The organism is Rhodoferax ferrireducens (assembly GCF_003347515.1).
Classification (GTDB): domain Bacteria; phylum Pseudomonadota; class Gammaproteobacteria; order Burkholderiales; family Burkholderiaceae_C; genus Rhodoferax.
Map to the genome: position 1 here is coordinate 118,919 of NZ_QEII01000299.1, position 17,819 is coordinate 136,737.

18 protein-coding genes and 1 pseudogene are annotated in these 17,819 nt (G+C 60.8%); 16 read left to right on the forward strand and 3 right to left on the reverse strand.

Annotation, left to right across the window (positions count from 1 at the left end):
- Positions 1–73: 73 nt before the first annotated feature.
- Entirely contained in the window at positions 74–850 is a 777-nt protein-coding gene (locus tag C5P05_RS22430; RefSeq protein ID WP_114972067.1) for an SDR family oxidoreductase, read from the reverse strand.
- Positions 851–862: 12 nt separating this feature from the next.
- Positions 863–1,747 (reverse strand): amidohydrolase family protein, encoded by an 885-nt coding sequence (locus C5P05_RS22435; RefSeq protein ID WP_114972068.1) that lies wholly within the window; start codon positions 1,745–1,747, stop codon positions 863–865.
- Between the two features lie 121 nt (positions 1,748–1,868).
- Between C5P05_RS22435 and C5P05_RS22440 the strand changes: the two genes are divergently transcribed.
- Genes C5P05_RS22440 through C5P05_RS22470 form a run of 7 tightly spaced genes read left to right on the forward strand, consistent with a single transcriptional unit; the run spans position 1,869 to position 8,019 of the window.
- On the forward strand, positions 1,869–2,294 hold the full coding sequence (locus tag C5P05_RS22440; RefSeq protein ID WP_114972069.1) for an RbsD/FucU family protein: 426 nt from the start codon (positions 1,869–1,871) through the stop codon (positions 2,292–2,294).
- Positions 2,291–3,034 (forward strand): GntR family transcriptional regulator, encoded by a 744-nt coding sequence (locus tag C5P05_RS22445; RefSeq protein WP_114972070.1) that lies wholly within the window; start codon positions 2,291–2,293, stop codon positions 3,032–3,034. Before C5P05_RS22440 ends, C5P05_RS22445 begins: the two co-directional genes overlap by 4 nt.
- Positions 3,031–3,945, forward strand: a complete 915-nt coding sequence (locus C5P05_RS22450) for a dihydrodipicolinate synthase family protein (RefSeq protein WP_157979429.1) — start codon at positions 3,031–3,033, stop codon at positions 3,943–3,945. Before C5P05_RS22445 ends, C5P05_RS22450 begins: the two co-directional genes overlap by 4 nt.
- 26 nt (positions 3,946–3,971) lie before the next feature.
- Positions 3,972–4,976, forward strand: coding sequence for a sialic acid TRAP transporter substrate-binding protein SiaP (locus tag C5P05_RS22455; RefSeq protein WP_114972099.1), 1,005 nt, complete (start codon positions 3,972–3,974; stop codon positions 4,974–4,976).
- 2 nt (positions 4,977–4,978) lie between these two features.
- Positions 4,979–5,461 carry a TRAP transporter small permease gene (locus tag C5P05_RS22460; RefSeq protein WP_114972072.1) on the forward strand — a complete coding sequence of 161 codons (483 nt, stop codon included), beginning with the start codon at positions 4,979–4,981 and terminating at the stop codon, positions 5,459–5,461.
- Between the two features lie 45 nt (positions 5,462–5,506).
- Positions 5,507–6,805 carry a TRAP transporter large permease gene (locus C5P05_RS22465; protein ID WP_114972073.1) on the forward strand — a complete coding sequence of 433 codons (1,299 nt, stop codon included), beginning with the start codon at positions 5,507–5,509 and terminating at the stop codon, positions 6,803–6,805.
- 44 nt (positions 6,806–6,849) lie between these two features.
- Positions 6,850–8,019, forward strand: coding sequence for a fumarylacetoacetate hydrolase family protein (locus tag C5P05_RS22470; protein WP_114972074.1), 1,170 nt, complete (start codon positions 6,850–6,852; stop codon positions 8,017–8,019).
- A gap of 24 nt (positions 8,020–8,043) precedes the next feature.
- On the opposite strand, the gene C5P05_RS22475 is transcribed toward C5P05_RS22470, so the two are convergent.
- On the reverse strand, positions 8,044–9,432 hold the full coding sequence (locus C5P05_RS22475) for a PLP-dependent aminotransferase family protein (protein WP_114972075.1): 1,389 nt from the start codon (positions 9,430–9,432) through the stop codon (positions 8,044–8,046).
- A 147-nt stretch (positions 9,433–9,579) separates the two neighbouring features.
- Here C5P05_RS22475 and gabT point away from each other — a divergent pair, with 147 nt between their 5' ends.
- From gabT to C5P05_RS22520, 9 genes and pseudogenes are all read left to right on the forward strand, one after another.
- Positions 9,580–10,878 (forward strand): 4-aminobutyrate--2-oxoglutarate transaminase, encoded by a 1,299-nt coding sequence (gene gabT / locus C5P05_RS22480; protein WP_114972076.1) that lies wholly within the window; start codon positions 9,580–9,582, stop codon positions 10,876–10,878.
- 95 nt (positions 10,879–10,973) lie between these two features.
- Positions 10,974–12,056 (forward strand): ABC transporter ATP-binding protein, encoded by a 1,083-nt coding sequence (locus C5P05_RS22485; RefSeq protein WP_114972077.1) that lies wholly within the window; start codon positions 10,974–10,976, stop codon positions 12,054–12,056.
- 52 nt (positions 12,057–12,108) lie between these two features.
- Entirely contained in the window at positions 12,109–13,140 is a 1,032-nt protein-coding gene (locus C5P05_RS22490; protein ID WP_114972078.1) for an ABC transporter substrate-binding protein, read from the forward strand.
- A 35-nt stretch (positions 13,141–13,175) separates the two neighbouring features.
- Entirely contained in the window at positions 13,176–14,417 is a 1,242-nt protein-coding gene (locus tag C5P05_RS22495; protein WP_114972079.1) for an ABC transporter permease, read from the forward strand.
- A 5-nt stretch (positions 14,418–14,422) separates the two neighbouring features.
- Complete coding sequence (locus C5P05_RS22500) at positions 14,423–15,247, forward strand: ABC transporter permease (RefSeq protein ID WP_114972080.1); 825 nt, start codon at positions 14,423–14,425, stop codon at positions 15,245–15,247.
- A 14-nt stretch (positions 15,248–15,261) separates the two neighbouring features.
- Complete coding sequence (locus C5P05_RS22505; protein WP_198674829.1) at positions 15,262–16,338, forward strand: ABC transporter substrate-binding protein; 1,077 nt, start codon at positions 15,262–15,264, stop codon at positions 16,336–16,338.
- Positions 16,339–16,360: 22 nt separating this feature from the next.
- Positions 16,361–17,302: an agmatinase gene (gene speB, locus C5P05_RS22510; RefSeq protein WP_114972082.1), complete on the forward strand. Its 942-nt coding sequence runs from the start codon at positions 16,361–16,363 to the stop codon at positions 17,300–17,302.
- 22 nt (positions 17,303–17,324) lie between these two features.
- Positions 17,325–17,618, forward strand: coding sequence for a cupin domain-containing protein (locus tag C5P05_RS22515; RefSeq protein WP_114972083.1), 294 nt, complete (start codon positions 17,325–17,327; stop codon positions 17,616–17,618).
- Positions 17,619–17,650: 32 nt separating this feature from the next.
- A pseudogene (locus C5P05_RS22520) lies at positions 17,651–17,819 on the forward strand (succinate-semialdehyde dehydrogenase (NADP(+))); the annotation flags it as partial.

Consider the following 17,819-nt stretch of genomic DNA (forward strand, 5'->3'; position numbering starts at 1 on the left):
CCAGGCTGCGCCGCCTATTATCGCCCGCCCCCTGCCGCCTGCGCCTGCCCACGAGCCGGTGCTGTGCGGCTGTTCAAGACAAGGCGCGATCCAGATGCGTATAGCCGCCATCCACGAACACCCATTGGCCGGTGGTGTGGGCCGACACCTCGGACAGCAAAAACACGCTCATGCGGGCAATTTCCTCGGCCGTGGTCATGCGCTGACCGAGCGGGATTTTGCGGGTGATGCTGGCCAGCTTTTCCTGCGGATGCTCGAAGCTGGCAATCCAGCGTTCGTACAAAGGCGTCATCACCTCGGCCGGAATCACGGCGTTCACGCGCACCCCGAAGTCCAGCAAGGCGGCGGCCCATTCGCGCGTCAGCGACAGCTGCGCCCCTTTGGACGCGCAATAGCCGCTGGTATTGCCCTGCCCGGTGAGCGCCGTCTTGGACGAGATATTCACGATCGAGCCGCGCGAGGCCTTGAGGTGCGGCACGCAGTAATGCGCCATCACGTAATAGTGAATCAGGTTGCGCTCCAATGAGCCGACAAAGGCGTCGCGCCCGGCATCCAGCCCGATGTTGTCGTTGATGCCGGCGTTGTTGACCAGGCCGTCAATCCGGCCAAAGCGGGCATGCGTTTGTTCAACGGCCGCGCGGCAGGCCGCGTCGTCGGAAAGCTCCAACTGAATAAACTGGTAACGCGGTTGCAGCGCCGTCAACTGCGCTGCGAAGTCCTGTGGCAAAGGGCTTTTCCCGTAGATGACGGGAATCGCGCCCTCCTGCGCCAGGGTCAGTGAAATCGCGGCACCAATGCCGCTGGCGCCGCCCGTGACGATCACCACTTTGTCTTTCAACTGCAAATCCATTGTTTTTCCTTGTTAAATCGTTGTGATCGGCAGCGCCAAGCCATAGCAGCGCATGGCATTGCCAGCCCAGAACGCCTGCTGCTCGGACTCGCTGAGGCGCGAGTCGGCCCAGGCTTGCGCCATGCGATGGACAGCCTCATAGGGAGCAGCGAGCTCGCACACCGGCCAGTCCGAGCCGAACATCAGGCGCTGCGGACCAAAGGCCTCCAGCGCCTGGTCAAAGCAGGCATGTATCACGCGTGCGTCCATGGACCGCACGCCCGTCTGCTGCCAATCGGTTTCGGTCACCAGACCGGACAGTTTGCACATCACATGCGGCATGGCGGCCAGTTTGCGAACGCCGGCAGCCCAACGCCGGGGTACCTCCGCGTAGCTGAACCAGTCCCGTACCGCCGGCTTGCCGACGTGGTCCAGCACCAACCCATGGGCATCGTGGCGCTTGCAGAAGTCCAGCACTGCCGGCAGCTGATGATCAAACACCAGCACGTCGTAGACCAGCTGGCGTTTTTGCAGCACGGCAACGCCCCGATTGAAGGCGGCGCTGCCGACCAGCGTCGTGATGTCGGGTTCGTCCTGCAGGATATGGCGAAAGCCGCACAAGGCCGTCTGACCGACCCAGCGATCCAGCTGCGCCTCCAGCCCCGATCCCGCCAAATCCGCCCAGCCCACCACCCCCACAATGCGCGAGTCTTGCGCCGTCAGCCCCAACAGGAAGTCGGTTTCATCCTGCTGACTACGGGCCTGAACCGCCATCACCGCGTCCACGCCACAGGCCTGCATCGACGACCGGCAATCAGCGGGCATGCGGTCCTGCTGCAGCACCGGCATCTGTTCGCTGATCCAGGGAAATGCAGGCGGGTCATAGTGCCAGTAGTGCTGGTGGGTATCGATTTTCATGATTTTGTCGGCGTCCGACCTGCTGGTATGCGGGTTTACGAGAATAAGAAAACACTGATCCTATTGCTAACATGTCAGCTCGGCAATAGATACATACCCCGATTAACCCCAACCGCTCCTCATGCTCAAAGGTCTTTCACCGCTGCTCTCGCCGGACTTGCTGCATGTCCTCGCCTCCATGGGGCATGGCGACGAGATCGTGCTGGCCGACGCCAACTTTCCCGCAGCCACCCACGCCAGACGCCTGGTTCACCTGCCCGGTTTGCGTGTCCCGGACGTGCTCGACGCCGTGTTGTCCGTGATGCCGCTGGACACTTTTGTGCCACAGGCCGCGTTCACCATGCAGGTCGTGGGTGACAGCGCTGCGGTGCCCGAGGTCGTGGCTGAATTCAATGCAGTGCTGCAAAAGCACGGCTGCCAGACGGCGGCGGCTCTGGAGCGCTTCGCGTTTTACGAACGCGCCGCCCAGGCCTTTGCCGTGGTGGCCACGGGCGAAACCCGCATCTACGGCAATATTCTGCTGAAAAAAGGCGTGGTATCGCCATGACCAGCCAGCGCGCCCGCGCCTACCAGGGCTTTACCCAGCAGATCCTGAGCGGCGGCATCCGGCCCGGGCAGTTCATCTCCCAGCGCGAGCTGATGACGCTCCTGGACATGCCACTGGGTGCCGTGCGCGAAATGATTCCGCGCCTGGAAGCGGGCGGCCTGATCAAAACCGTGCCCAAGCGCGGCCTACAGATTGCGCACGTGGACCTCAAGCTCATCCGCAACGCTTTTCAGGTGCGCACCATGATCGAGCGCGAGGCGGTGCTGAACTTTGTGCACACCGCCAGCGATGCCGAACTGGATACGATTGAAGCCAGCCACCAGAGCATTCTGGCGCGCGCCAGCGCCCTGACAAACGACCCCACTTTGCTGGACGACGCCCAGGCCATCGACTGGGGTCTGCATGACCGCATGGTGGATGCGCTGGGCAATGAAATCGTGTCCGAGATTTACCGGGTCAACAGCCTGCGCGTGCGCCTGATCAAGCTGGAGCACAGCGTGATCACGCCGGCCCGCCTGATCCCCGCCATGCAGGAACACCTGCGCTTTATTGCCGCGCTGCGACGACGTGATGCCCAACAGGCGCTTGAGCTGCTGAACGAACACATCAACAGTGCCTGCAGTCGCGTGATGACCGCACCGCTGGAGCAGGTGCGCGGCGAATGGGCGCTGGCCGGCAACCCAGGCCCTGTCCCGACCCTTACCCCAAACATCCCTCAAACCACCAGGAGAACGACTTGAATCCCGATATCCATGGCCTTTGGCCCGCTTTATTACTGCCGGTCAGCCCCGGCGGCGAGCTCGACACAGCTCGCGCCGTAGCCCATGCCAAGCGCATGCTGGCGGCCGGCTGTGATGGCGTGACCCTGTTTGGCACCACCGGAGAAGGCCCCGCCTTTACCGTGGCAGAGCGCAAGGCCCTGCTCGAATCCATGATCGGCAGCGGCATCCGCGCCGGTCAGATCATTGTCACCACCACCGCCTTGGCGCTGGGCGACGCCATCGAACTCGGTCGCCACGCCGCGCGTCTGGGCGTGCACCGCCAGATGCTCATGCCGCCGTTTTTCTTCAACCAGCCGCGTGATGCCGGCATCATCGAAGCGGTTTCGCAGGTGGTACGTGGCATTGGCGATGATGGCCTCAAGCTCTTGCTCTACCACTTCCCCTTCATGAGCACCTTCGGCTTCTCGCATTCAGCCATTGCGGAGCTGGTGCACCGCCATCCGGGGCAGGTCATGGGCGTCAAGGACAGCGGCGGCGACCTGGCACATTCGCTGGCGCTGGTCAAAGCGTTTCCGAACCTTTCCATTCTGGTGGGCGCCGAACCGCATGTGGCGCCGGCCATGCAGGTGGGCGGCTCAGGCTCCATCAACGGCCTGGCCAACCTGGCCCCCGGCCTGATGCGCCGCGTGATCGACGCACCGACCCAAGTGTCGGCCTCGGATGAACAGTTGATGGCGTCTTTGCTCGGCCTGTTGAGCATCCGCCCCAACATGCCCTTCGTAGGCGCCTACAAGGCCGTGCTGGCCGAGCAAACCGGGGACGACTTCTGGCTCAACATGCGCGCGCCGCTCAGTCCGCTGGAAAACACCGAGGTGCAAGCGGTGCGCGACGGGTATCGTGCGATAGGCGCACTGCTTAACGATATTTAATATTAATCACAACAGGAGACATGATCATGACAAGCAAAACTTCCCTACGCCGCCGTACTCTGCTGGGCGCTGCCGCCGCCCTGGGCGCTGTTGCGCTGCCGGGTCTGGCCCAGAGCAAGACGGTGCTTCGCATCTCCACCCCGGCCGTGCCCGATGACTGGCACGCCAAGATGTGGACCGTGTTCAAGGACTCGCTTGAGAAAAGCGCGCCGGGCGAGTTCGACGTGCAGATCAACCTGAACGCCTCGCTCTTCAAGCAGGGCACCGAGCCGGCGGCGATGGCACGCGGCAACCTGGAACTCTCTTCGATCTCGGCCTTCGACATTGCCAAGCTGGTGCCCGAGTTTTCCGTCTTCACGGCCGGCTATGTCATCCGCGATCCCGAGCAACAGCAAAAGGTCTTCAATGGCCCGATCGGCGCGGAGCTGTTCAAGACGGTTTCCGAGAAGATGGACGTCACGCCCCTGGCCACTGTTTACCTGGGCACCCGTCAGCTCAATCTGCGCGACACCCGAAACGTCAAAACCCCCGCTGACCTCAAGGGCGTGAAGTTGCGCATGCCAGGCTCCAAAGAATGGCTGTTCCTGGGCGAAGCCTTGGGCGCCACCGCCACGCCGCTGGCCTTCGGCGAGGTCTACCTGGGCCTCAAGACCGGCACGATTGACGGCCAGGACAACCCGCTGCCGTCCGTGCGGGCTGCCAAGTTCTACGAAGTGACCAAGCAAATCGTCTTGACCAGCCACCTGGTGGACGGCATCTTCATTGCCATTTCGAACAAGAGCTTCAACGCCTTGACCGCCGCACAGAAACAGAAGGTCACCGCCGCCGCGCAGGCCGCTGCCGCCTACAACAACGAAAACCGTATCAAGGAAGAGTCCCAACTGGTCGAGTTCTTCAAGAAAGAAGGCCTGCAGGTCACCACGCCCGATGTGGAAGCCTTCCGCAAATCGGTGCAGGCGACCTACCAGAACTCTGACTACGCCAAGGTCTGGCCCAAGGGTCTGCTGGACCGCATCAACGCAACCAAATAACCATGACGCGCTGGCTCAAGGGAGCCGCCAATGCGATTGGCGGCGGCCTGTTCCTGACCCTGTTCATCGTCTTCATCATCCAGATCACGGCGCGTTTCGGCTTCAACAAGCCGCTACCCTGGACCGATGAAGCGGCGGTGATTCTTTACATCTGGGCCATTCTCTGGGCTGCGGCAACCGTGGTCCCGGAGCGGGAGCATGTGGTCTTCGATTTGCTATGGAACAGCGTGGGCTACCGTACCCGCCAGGTCATGCAAATCGTGGGTAACCTGCTCATTGGCGGCCTGGCGCTGGTGGCGCTGCCCGCGAGCTGGGACTACGTGCATTTCATGGCACGCGAGGGCTCACCCGTGCTCGGCATTTCCTTCATGTGGGTTTTTCTGCCCTTTGTTTTTTTGCTGATCGCTCTGGTCATACGCAGTGCCTGGGCCATCCGCAATGCCATCCGGGGCATCGGCCTTGAGGCGGAGTTACGCATTCAATAACGCGGTTTTTCACGCGCCCATTTTTACGGCCCAAAGGCATCTCTTATGACTCTCGGAATAATCGTTCTTGTCTGCATATTGGTCACCGGCATGGCGCTGCGCATGCCGATCGGCTTCAGCATGCTGGCCTCGGGCATTGCCTACCTGCTGGTCAAGCGCCAGGACTTGGGAACCGTGGCAGAGCAGGTCGGCAATGGCCTGTACAACAGCTATGTGTTGCTGGCGGTGCCGCTGTTTGTGTTTGCCGCCAACATCATGAACGCGGGTACCGTCAGCGAGCGCATCTTTGATTTTTGCCGCATTCTGGTCGGACGCGTGCGCGGGGGTCTGGCCCAGGTTGACATTCTGGTCAGCGTGATTTTTTCCGGCATGAGCGGCAGCGCGATTGCCGACGCCGCCGGTCCGGGGCTGGTCACGATCCGGCAAATGCTCAAAAAGCCGGAATACTCGCGCGGCTTTGCCGGTGCCGTGGTGGTGGCCAGCGCCACGCTCGGCCCCATCATTCCGCCCAGCATTCCAATGGTAATTTATGCCCTGGTGTCCGGCGCCTCGGTCGGCGCCCTGTTTCTCGGCGGCGTGCTTCCCGGTCTCCTGATGGCTTTCCTGATGATGGTCGTGGTGCATTTCATCGCCACCAAACGCAATATGCCGCGCGAGGCCAAGATTCCACTGAAGGAATGGCCTGCCATCCTGTTCCGCGGCGCCCTGCCCTTGTCGATGCCGATCGTGCTGCTGGGCGGCATCTATTCAGGCGCTTTCACGCCCACCGAGGCCGCTGCCGTGGCTGCCTTTCACGCCTTGGTTCTGGCGGGCGTGGTGTACCGCGCGCTGACCTGGCGCACCTTCTGGGGCGTGGTGATGGAATCGACGCGCGGCAGCGCCGTGATCACCATGATTCTGGCCGGCTCTTTCATGCTGAACTACGCCTTCACCGCCGAAGGCGTGCCGCAGGCCATGGCGCTGTGGGTCGACAACATGCATCTCTCGCAGATCAAGTTCTTGCTGCTGGTCAACGTGATGTTCCTGGTGCTGGGCTGCTTTCTGGACGTGTCGGTGCTGTTGCTGGTGTTCGTGCCCATGCTCTTGCCGGCGGCCAAGCTGCTGGGCGTGGACCTGGTGCATTTCGGCGTGCTGGTGGTGCTCAACATGATGATCGGGCTGATTCACCCACCATTCGGCATGCTGCTGTTCGTGACCAAGGCGCTCACCGGCATACCGATTGGCGAAATGATGAAGGAAGGCTGGCCCTTCCTGATCATGCTGCTCGCGCTGCTGCTTGCCATGACCATATTCCCGCAAATCGTGCTGTGGTTGCCGCAAACCATGGGTTACGTCACACACTGATTTCTCGATCCATTCAATTCAATTTTCCTGACGAGGTAATTCCGATGCAACTCACAGCCCAGGCCAGTCTTCCAGATGACGGCACATCCGGTGCGCTCGCGGCGCGTGTCTGGCGACCGGATGTCGATGGCCCGTCCATCGTGGCCCTGCGGGGCAATGACGTGATCGACATCACCCGCACCTTCCCCACGATGCGCGATCTGTGCGAGACACCGGATCCGGCAAGGGCATTGAAAGAGGCAAGCGGCGAACGGATTGCGGCACTTGACGAATTGTTTGCCAACACCCCGCCTGATGCACGCAAGCCGTCGCAGCCCTGGCTGCTGGCGCCGGTCGACTTGCAAGTCATCAAGGCCGCAGGCGTCACCTTCGCCGTCTCCATGCTGGAACGCGTGATCGAAGAAAAGGCGCGCGGCAACCCGGCAGCGGCGGCAGAAATTCGCAAGGAAATCGTGGGCCTGGTCGGTGATGACCTGTCCAAATTGAAACCCGGATCGCCACAAGCGATGGCGCTCAAAGAAGTATTGATCGCCCAGGGCGCCTGGAGTCAATACCTGGAAGTCGGTATCGGGCCGGACGCCGAAATTTTCACCAAGGCGCCGCCAATGGCGGCGGTAGGCACGGGCACCGACGCCGGCCTGCATCCCGCCTCGTCCTGGAACAACCCTGAGCCCGAGGTGGTACTGGCCGTCAATTCCAGAGGCGAAATTGTCGGCGCCACGCTGGGCAATGACGTCAACCTGCGCGACGTGGAAGGCCGCTCGGCACTGTTGCTGGGCAAGGCCAAGGACAACAACGCCTCGGCGACGATTGGCCCCTGCCTGCGCTTTTTTGATGCCACCTTCTCGCTCGACGATGTGCGCCAGACCACCATCTCGCTGAAGGTCACCGGGGACGATGGTTTCATCCTCGATGGGTTCTCATCCTTGTCGCAGATCAGCCGCGATCCGCTGGATCTGGTCGCGCAAATGATCGGCCCGCACCACCAGTACCCGGACGGCGCCATGCTTTTTCTGGGCTGCATGTTTGCACCGGTCAAAGACCGGGATACCGTGGGTGGTGGTTTTACGCACAAGGATGGCGACATCGTCACCATCTCGGCGCCCCACCTCGGGACCCTCATCAACCGGATGAAGCGCACCGATGTGTGTCCGCCATGGACGTTTGGTTGCTCCCATCTGATGCGCAATCTGGCCAAACGCGGCCTGCTTTAAACAGCACTCGTTACGGCATGAACGTCACGGAATGCATTGCTCCAGGAAGGTAAAGACAGCCGGATCGTCGCAAAACGCCACGTTGAAGCGCAGCCAGGGGCTGGGTTGAAGGTCAGGGCTGAACAGATGTCCCGGACCCAGCAAAATATCCTGCTCGACCGCTTTGTAGGCCAACTCGGTGGCGCTGGGCAGGTCGGGGTGCTTGGCCCACAGAAAGATGCCGGCTTTGGGTTCCGTAAAAATCTCGAATCCGATTTTCAGCAGCCGGGAGGCAGCGCCCTCGTGGGCCTTGGCCAGACGCTCGCGCACGCCCTTGATGTGCTTGCGCCAGCGTCCGTCAATCAAGGCGCCATGGGCCAAACGCTCGCTGAACTCGGAAGACGTCAGGCCCGAGATCATCTTGAGCTGCGCCAGGTCTTCCAGTAAATCAGGACTGGCCGCCAGGTAGCCCACGCGGATGTTGGGTGAAATGGTCTTGGAAAAACTGCTGATGTAGATCACCCGGTTCAACTGGTCCAGACTGGCCAGAGAGGGCCGGGGTTCGGGGTCCAGATCGGCGTAAATATCGTTCTCCACCACCAGGAAATCGTGCTTTTCCGCCAGTTGCATGACACGGTGCAAATGCGCCAGTTGGGCAACCGAGCCGGTCGGACTTTGCAGCCTGGGCTGGGTGAAAAAAACCTTGGGCTGGTGCTCGATCACCAGGCGTTCCAGCGCCACCAGGTCATAACCGGTCGGTGTGCGCGGCACGCCGACCAGACGTGCGCCCAGGAAACGCAATGAAAACAACAAATTGGGGTAACCCGGATCGTCCACCAGCACGGCATCGCCCGGGCGCACCAATCGCCGCGCTACCAGATCCATCGCCTGGCTGGAGCCGTGCGTGAGCAGCACTTGCTCGGACGTGACGGCGATTTCCTGCTCGGCCAGCAGATCACGCACCAGCTGGCGCAGCGGTGGATAGCCCTTGGGCTCGCCATAACCGCCCAGGTCCACGTTGTCCGTCGCCAGACTGCGCAGACTGCGGCGCACGCCCTCCTGAAACAGCCATTCGCCGGGCAGCCAGCCGCAGCCCGGCTTCATGCGCAACGCCCGGTTCTCGAAGATCCGGCGCAAATACCACATCGAATCGAAACTGAAATTGGGCCCGTGCCCTGGTGCTTCGGTGGCGGATATTTGCCGCTGCTTCACAAAGAATCCGGAATGGGGGCGCGACGCAAAGTAGCCTTGGGCCACCAGCCGGTCGTAAGCGTCAACCACCGTGAAAACGCTCACCTTGTGGGCGTGCGCAAACTGGCGGATGGATGGCGCCTTGGAGCCGTGCCGCAGTGAGCCGTCCTCGATGACGAGCCGAAATCCCTCCACGATCTGCAGGACCAGAGGGGTAGATAGTTGAGGATTCAGTGTGAACAAGGTAACAGCCTAAGGGTTTTCATGTACAGGCACAGCCTACTGCACAGTGCACCCAAAAAAAGACGCAATCTGTATATGGTAGCCGTCGTCGCCGGACCCTACATTTATGGCAGTTTACAGACCACCTCATCGACATTCAGGATTGATATGAAACGCGAAACCCACTTGAAAAATGCAGCTTTGATGGCCCGTCGGCAGGCCGCCATTCCCCGCGGCGTTGGCCAAAGCCACGAAGTTTTTATCGCACGCGGCGAAAATGCCGAAATCTGGGATGTGGAAGGCAAGCGCTACATTGACTTCGCAGGCGGCATTGCGGTGCTGAATACCGGTCACCGCCATCCCGCCCTGATTGACGCGGTCAAGGCCCAACTCGACTTGTACACCCACACTTGCTTCCAGGTGCTGGCGTATGAGCCGTATGTTGAACTGGCCGAACGCATCAATGCCAAGGCACCCGGCGATTTCGCCAAGAAGACACTGTTTCTAACCACCGGCTCCGAAGCGGTTGAGAATGCCATCAAGATTGCCCGCGCGCACACCAAGCGTGCCGCTGTCATCGCATTCACCAGCGGCTACCACGGCCGCACCTTGCTGACGCTGGGCTTGACCGGCAAGGTGGCGCCATACAAGACGGGTTTCGGGCCTTTCCCGGCTGAAATTTTTCACGCCCAATTCCCCGACGTGTTGCACGGCTTCAGCGTCGATGATTCCATCGCGTCGATTGAATCGATCTTCAAGAATGATGTGGAAGCCAGCCGCGTGGCGGCCATCATCGTGGAGCCGGTGCAAGGCGAAGGGGGCTTCAATGTGGCACCGACCGAATTCCTGCAGCGCCTACGCGCCCTGTGCGACCAGCACGGTATTTTGTTGATCGCCGATGAGATCCAGACTGGCGCGGGCCGCACCGGAACCTGGTTTGCCATCGAACAAAGCGGCGTCGCGCCGGACATGATCACCATGGCCAAGTCCATGGCGGGCGGTTTCCCGATCTCGGCCGTGGTGGGCCGCGCTGAGGTTATGGATGCGCCGGCGCCTGGCGGTCTGGGCGGCACCTACGCGGGCAGCCCCATGGCATGCGCAGCGGCATTGGCGGTATTGGAAGTATTTGAAAAGGAGAGCCTGCTGGAACGCAGCCGCCAGTTGGGCGCGCGCCTGACCGCCAACCTGAAAGCGCTCGCGACCCACAACCCCTGCATTGCCGATGTGCGCGGTCTCGGTGCCATGGTGGCCATCGAGCTTTGCAAGGGTGGCGATCTGCACCAACCTGATGCAGATCTTGCCAAACGGCTGTGCGCCGACGCGACCAAGCGTGGGCTGATTTTGCTGTCGTGCGGCACCTATGGCAACGTCATCCGCATTCTGGTGCCACTGACCGCCAGTGACACCATCGTCGATGAAGGCCTGGCCATCATCGCTGCATCCCTGACAGCGATTCAGGCAGCTTGATTTTCACTTGGGTAGCATCAAGGTACGATTTTTGCTATCTGTAAATATATATCATTGCCCTGCACTGAATTGAAGCTGAAAGGTATCTGCAAAAAATGTCGTCCAAAGAACTTGTGAAGTTTGCGGGAGTTCAAAAAACCTACGATGGCAATACGCTCGTGGTCCGCAATCTCAACCTCGACATTCAAGCCGGGGAATTTTTGTCTTTGTTGGGGCCGTCAGGCTCCGGCAAGACCACCACGCTCATGATGCTGGCCGGCTTCGAGTCACCCACGGCGGGCGAGATATTTCTGGATGGCCATCCCATCACCAGGACACCGCCCCACAAGCGCAACTTTGGCATGGTGTTTCAAAACTACGCGCTGTTTCCCCACATGACGGTGGCCGACAACGTGGCCTATCCGCTGACCGTTCGCAAGCTGGGCAAATCGGACCGCGAAGCCAAGGTCAAGCGGGCGCTGGACATGGTGCAAATGGGCCACATGGGCGCGCGCTTTCCGGGGCAACTATCGGGTGGCCAACAGCAGCGCATCGCCCTGGCGCGTGCGCTGGTATTTGACCCCCAATTGGTGCTGATGGACGAGCCTCTGGGCGCCCTGGACAAGCAACTGCGTGAGCACATGCAGATTGAGTTGAAGGCTTTGCACCGCCAACTGGGACTGACCTTTGTGTATGTCACGCACGACCAGTCCGAGGCACTCACCATGTCAGACCGGGTAGCGGTGTTCAACGATGGCGCCATCCAGCAAATCGATGTGGTGACCCAGTTGTATGAAACCCCGGTGAACCGCTTTGTTGCCGGTTTCGTCGGCGACAACACCATTTTTGAAGGTCTGGTCACGGCCAACGCCGGCACGCAGTGCCATGTAAATCTGCCTTGCGGTACCCAATTGGGCGGCTTGAACGTCAACGCCGCGATGGCCCCGCAAGCCGTGCAGGCCTGCATTCGGCCAGAACGGATTGTGGTGTCGCTGGCCAGCGAGAAGCCTTCTGACAACAGCATTCAGGCTGTTGTAGGCGATGTCATTTATTTTGGCGATCACCTGCGCTTGCGCTGCACGCTGCCAGGGCAAGCCGACGCCACCGTCAAGATTCCACTTTCAAGCAATGCAATTCCTCAGGTCGGACAAGCCGCCTGGCTGCATTTGCCACCCGAGCACCTCAGGATCTATCTCTGATCCTCCTGCAATCTCAACCTTTCCATTCACTACAGCTAGAAGGACCTCGTCGATGAAACTCAAACCTATCGTGGCAGCCGTTGCGGTCATTGCCTCATTTGCAAGCTATGCCCAGACCCAGATCACGGTTGTGAACTTTGGGGGTGCCAATGGCAATGCCCAGAAGAAGGCCTATGTCGAACCCTTTGAGAAGGCCACCGGCAACAAGATCGTCAGCGTGGAATACAACGGCGAGCAGGCCAAGATCAAGGCCATGGTCGAATCCAAGAACGTGACCTGGGACGTGGTCGAGGTGGAATCCCCCGATGTGGCCCGTGGCTGCGATGAAGGCCTTTTCGAAAAGATGGATTACAGCAAGATCGGCAACAAGGCCGACTTCACCCCAGCCGCCGTGCACGAATGCGGCATTGGCACCTTTGTGTGGTCCACCGTGATGGCCTACAACGCCGACAAGATCAAAACCGCTCCCGTGACCTGGGGTGACTTCTGGGACGTGAAGAAGATCCCCGGCAAACGCGGCATGCGCAAGGGCGCGCGCTACAACCTGGAATTCGCCTTGATGGCCGATGGTGTGGCCGTGCAAGACGTGTACAAGGTACTGGCCACCAAAGACGGTGCAGAGCGCGCCTTCAAGAAGCTGACCGAACTCAAACCCAACATCCAGTGGTGGGAAGCCGGTGCACAACCGCCCCAGTTCCTGGTAGCCGGTGACGTGGCGCTGACGACGGTGTACAACGGCCGTATTGACGCGGCGCAGCGCGAAGGAAAAAACCTGCAAATCACCTGGACCGGCGGCATTTATGACCTGGACTACTGGGTCATGCCCAAGGGTGGCAAGAACCGCGATGTGGCTTTGAAATACATCGCCATGGCCAGCAGCGCCAATGAGCAGGCGGAGTATGCCAAGCTGATCTCCTACGGCCCGACCAACACCAAGGCACTGGCCAAGCTGGACGCCAAGACCCTGGGCCTGCTGCCCACGTCCACAGCCAACTCCAAAACCGCTCTGCAGTTCAACGTAAGTTTCTGGGCTGACCAGGGTGAGGCGCTCGAAAAGCGTTTCGCTGCCTGGGCTGCTCAGTAAGCCATCGTTCGTAGTCACTAGAAAGAGGGATCGCAATGACCCAGTCCATGACCTTGGCACCCGGCAGTCTGGCGGGTCAATTGCGGCGTGCCGAGCGCCGTCGGCGGCTCTTCGCGATCTCGCTGACGCTGCCTTTGCTGCTGTTCTTGTTGGCGACCTTTCTGGTTCCCATTGGCGCCTTGCTGGTACGCGCCGTGGAGAACCCGGAGGTCGCCAACACTCTGGGCAAAACCGCCCAGTCTCTGTCCCACTGGGACCGCAGCTCGGCGCCTCCCGATGCGGCCTACGCGGCTTTGGTCGAAGACCTGTCGGCCATCCAGGAACAGTCCGATGCGGGCGCACTGGCGCGCCGCCTCAACAGCGAGGTCAGTGGGGCCCGCTCCCTGGTCATGGGCACCTACCGCGCCCTGCCCTTCACGCCCGGCATGACGCCTGCGCAAGTGCGCGAACACATGCTCACGCTGGACGCCCGCTGGGGCGAACTGCCCTACTGGCAGGCTATCGCCAAAAATGCGTCCCGCTGGACGCCCGACTACCTGCTCGCCTCGCTGGATCTGAAACGCGATGTGCAAGGCAACATCGTCAAGGTGGACGCGGAATCTGCGGCCTTCGGCAGGATACTGATGCGCACTTTCCAGATCAGTGCGGTCGTCACCCTGTGCTGCCTTTTGCTGGGTTACCCGCTGGCCTACTGGCTGTCGACCCTGTCCGCACGCAAGGCCAACATGCTGATGATCCTGGTGCTGGTGCCCTTCTGGACCTCCATCCTGGTGCGCGTGGCAGCCTGGATTGTCTTGCTGCAGTCCAACGGTTTGGTGAACCGCTCCCTGATGGGGCTGGGCCTGACCGATGAGCCCTTGCCCCTGCTGTTCAACCGCCTGGGGGTGGTCATTGCCATGGTGCACATCCTGCTGCCCTTCATGATTTTGCCGCTGTACAGCGTGATGAAGTCGGTGCCAGCCACCTATTTGCGGGCCGCCGTGTCGCTGGGCAGCTCGCCATTGGCCGCCTTTTTCAGGGTGTACGTGCCACAAACCTACCCTGGCATGGGTGCCGGTGGTTTGCTGGTGTTTATTCTGAGCATTGGCTACTACGTGACACCGGCACTGCTGGGCGGGGCGGATGACCAGATGCTGAGTTACTACATCGCCCAATACACCAACGTCAACGTCAACTGGGGCATGGCCTGCGCCCTGGGCGCCGTGTTGCTGACCGCCACCCTGGTGCTGTACGCCTTGTACCGCCGGGTCGTGAAATCCGAACTCAGCCTGGGCTAAATGTGATGCGAAAACCCTTGTTACCCGTCTTCCCCGCCTATGCCACGCTGGTAGACATCGCGGGCTGGTACGCCTTTCGTGCACTGTGCATCGGCGTGCTGATGTTCTTGCTGTTGCCCATTTTGGTCATCATTCCGCTGTCTTTCAGCGCCAGCTCGTTCCTGGCCTACCCTATTCCCGGCTGGTCCCTGCAGTGGTATGACAACCTGTTCAGTTCGGACGACTGGGCGCGAGCCACCCGCAACAGCTTCATCGTGGCCCCCTTGGCCACCCTGTTGGCCACGGTGCTGGGCACGACGGCGGCGGTGGGTTTGGCCCGCGTGCAGTTCTTTGGCAAGGGCTTGTTGATGAGCCTGCTGATTGCCCCCATGGTGGTGCCCATCGTGGTGGTGGGCGTCAGCACCTACCTGTTCTTCGCCAAGATCGGGCTGGCCGATACCTACACCGGGCTGATTCTGGTGCACGCCGCCCTGGGCGCACCCTTTGTGCTGACCACCGTGCTGGCCACCTTGCAGGGCTTTAACCACAACCTGGTGCGCGCCAGCCTGAGCCTGGGCGCCAACCCGTTGGAGACCTTCTTTCGCGTTACCTTGCCCATCATTGCACCCGGCGTGATTTCTGGCGCCTTGTTTGCTTTCGCCACGTCCTTTGACGAGGTGGTGGTGACCCTGTTTATTGCCGGACCGACCCAGAGCACCTTGCCCCGCCAGATGTTCAACGGCATCCGTGAAAACATCTCCCCCACCATTGCGGCCGTCGCTACCTTGCTGATCATCTTCACCACGGCACTGATGCTGGGCTTGGAATGGTTGCGCGGACGCCGTCGCTGAATCAGCGATTTACCATGATGACCCGCGTTCTTTTCACCCTCCTGGCGACTCTGGCCTGTACCGCGCAGGCCCAACTGCTAACCGTTGCCAACTTTGGCGGCGCCAACGGCAAAGCCCAAGACGTGGCCTTCATCAAGCCCTTCTCCCGTGCACGTGGGCAAGAGGTAATGGGCATCGAATATACCGGTGATCTAGCACCCATCCGCGCCATGGTCCGGGACCGAAAAGTCACGTGGGACGTGGTGGAGGTGGAGTCCACCGACCTTAAAGTGGGTTGTGATGAAGGTTTGTTTGAACGCATTGATCGCGCCGCTGTCCCCCATGCAAGCCTTTTGTTGCCAGGCACGGTAAAAGAATGCGGTGTGGGTGCATTCGTTTGGTCTACCGTCATGGCCTACGACGCCACCCGTTTCAAAGAGGCACCCCGCACTTGGGCAGATTTTTGGAATGTGCACCGTTTTCCAGGCAAACGCGGGCTGCGAAAAGGCGCGCGCTACAACCTTGAAATTGCACTGATGTCTGACGGCGTCAAGCGCCTGGATGTCTATGCCATGCTAGCCACCCAAGCGGGACTTGACCGCGCCATTGCCCGGTTGGAACAATTGAAACCGCACATTGTCTGGTGGGAATCCGGTGCGCAACCCCCACAGCGCTTGGCATCCGGTGAAGTCAGCATGTCAACGGCCTTCAATGGTCGCATTGCCGCAGCCAACCGTGAGGGCACCACCCAGCTCACAATTGCCTGGACCGATACCATTCATGAGCTGGATTACTGGGTCATCGTCAAAGGTTCGCCCAAGGCCGCCGTGGCACAGGCCTTCATCAATTTCGCAACATCGGAAGAGCCCCAATTGGCGTTCTCACGCGAGATACCGTATGGCCCGACGCACTTCAATGCAATTTTTCGCTATGACGTCGGCCGCAGCCGTCCGGTATCTGGCTTGAATAACTATTTGGTAGACCTGTCCATGGCCACCAGCGACTTGCCATCGGCCCCCGGAAACCTGCGGCGATCACTCCCCTTTGATGCAGGTTTTTGGACCCAGCATGGTGGTGCCATTGAAAAGCGCGTTTCTCAGCGCATGCAATGACCCCAGCACTTCAGTCGGCAATATGAAAAACCAACCCCTCTCCGGCAACGCCATGCCGCGCTTTGGCGGCATCGCCAGCATGATGCGCCTGCCATTGGCCAGCTCGTCGCAAGGGCTGGACGCCGCCTTCATCGGCATACCGTTGGACATCGGCACCTCGCACCGCCCCGGAGCACGCTTTGGCCCGCGCCAGATTCGCGCCGAGTCCTGCCTGCTGCGCCCCTACAACATGGCCACCGGCGCCGCACCCTTTGACACGCTGCAGGTAGCGGATTTGGGCGATGTGCCCATCAACACCTACTCTTTGCCTAAGTCAATGCCCATCATCACCGAGTTTTACGAGGAGATGCTCACCGCCAGTTGCATACCGCTGACCTTGGGCGGCGACCACACCATCGCCCTGCCCATCCTGCGCGCCATGGCGGCCAAGCACGGGCCGGTCGCCCTGATCCATGTGGATGCCCACGCCGACGTCAACGACGACATGTTTGGCGAAGCCATTGCACACGGCACGCCGTTTCGCCGGGCCGTGGAAGAAGGGCTGCTGCAAACCAACAAGGTGTGGCAAATCGGCCTGCGCGGCAGCGGTTACAGCGCAGAAGACTTTGACTGGCCGCGCCAGCAGGGCTTCACCGTGGTGCAGGCGCACGAGGTCTGGTACCAGTCCCTCGCGCCCTTGATGGCACGGGTGCGCGAGGCCATTGGGGATGCGCCCTGCTATTTGAGCTTTGATATTGATGGCATTGATCCCGCCTTTGCCGGGGGCACCGGCACACCGGAGATTGGCGGATTGACCGTCCCGCAAGCGCTGGAAATCATCCGGGGCTGCCGGGGTCTGAACCTGGTGGGGGCCGACTTGGTCGAAGTGTCTCCCCCCTACGACCCCAACGGCAACACCGCCCTGCTGGGCGCCAACCTGCTATTTGAAATGCTGTGCGTGCTGCCTGGCGTGCACTACCGTTGATTTTTTAATCTTTTCACTGACCATGACCTTATCACCACGTCCCCAAGCCGTTCCCACCGTGCAGGTGTCCAACGACCAGGTCATCGTGACCGAATGGCGTTTCGCGCCCGGTGCTGAAACCGGCTGGCACATTCACGATCATCACTACGTGGTTGTACCGCAAACCAACGGCGCACTGCAATTGGAAACACCCGAGGGACCCAAAACCGTGCCGCTGGTGGCGGGCCAGTCCTATGCCCGCAGCATCGGTGTGCAGCACAACGTGATTAACCCAACCGACCACGAAGTGGTTTTCATCGAAATCGAAGTGCGCTGACGCGCCCACTCTCACCCCTTATGAGTTCATCCATGCAAAACCTGACTTCCCCCCTCTCTCAACTCAACGACCCCAGCCTGCTCAAGACCGACGCCCTGATCAACGGCCAGTGGCTGGCCGGCAGCAGCCGCTTTGACATCCTCGACCCCGCCACCGGGCAGAAGCTGGCCGACGTCGCCAACCTCGGCCCCAGGGAGGCCG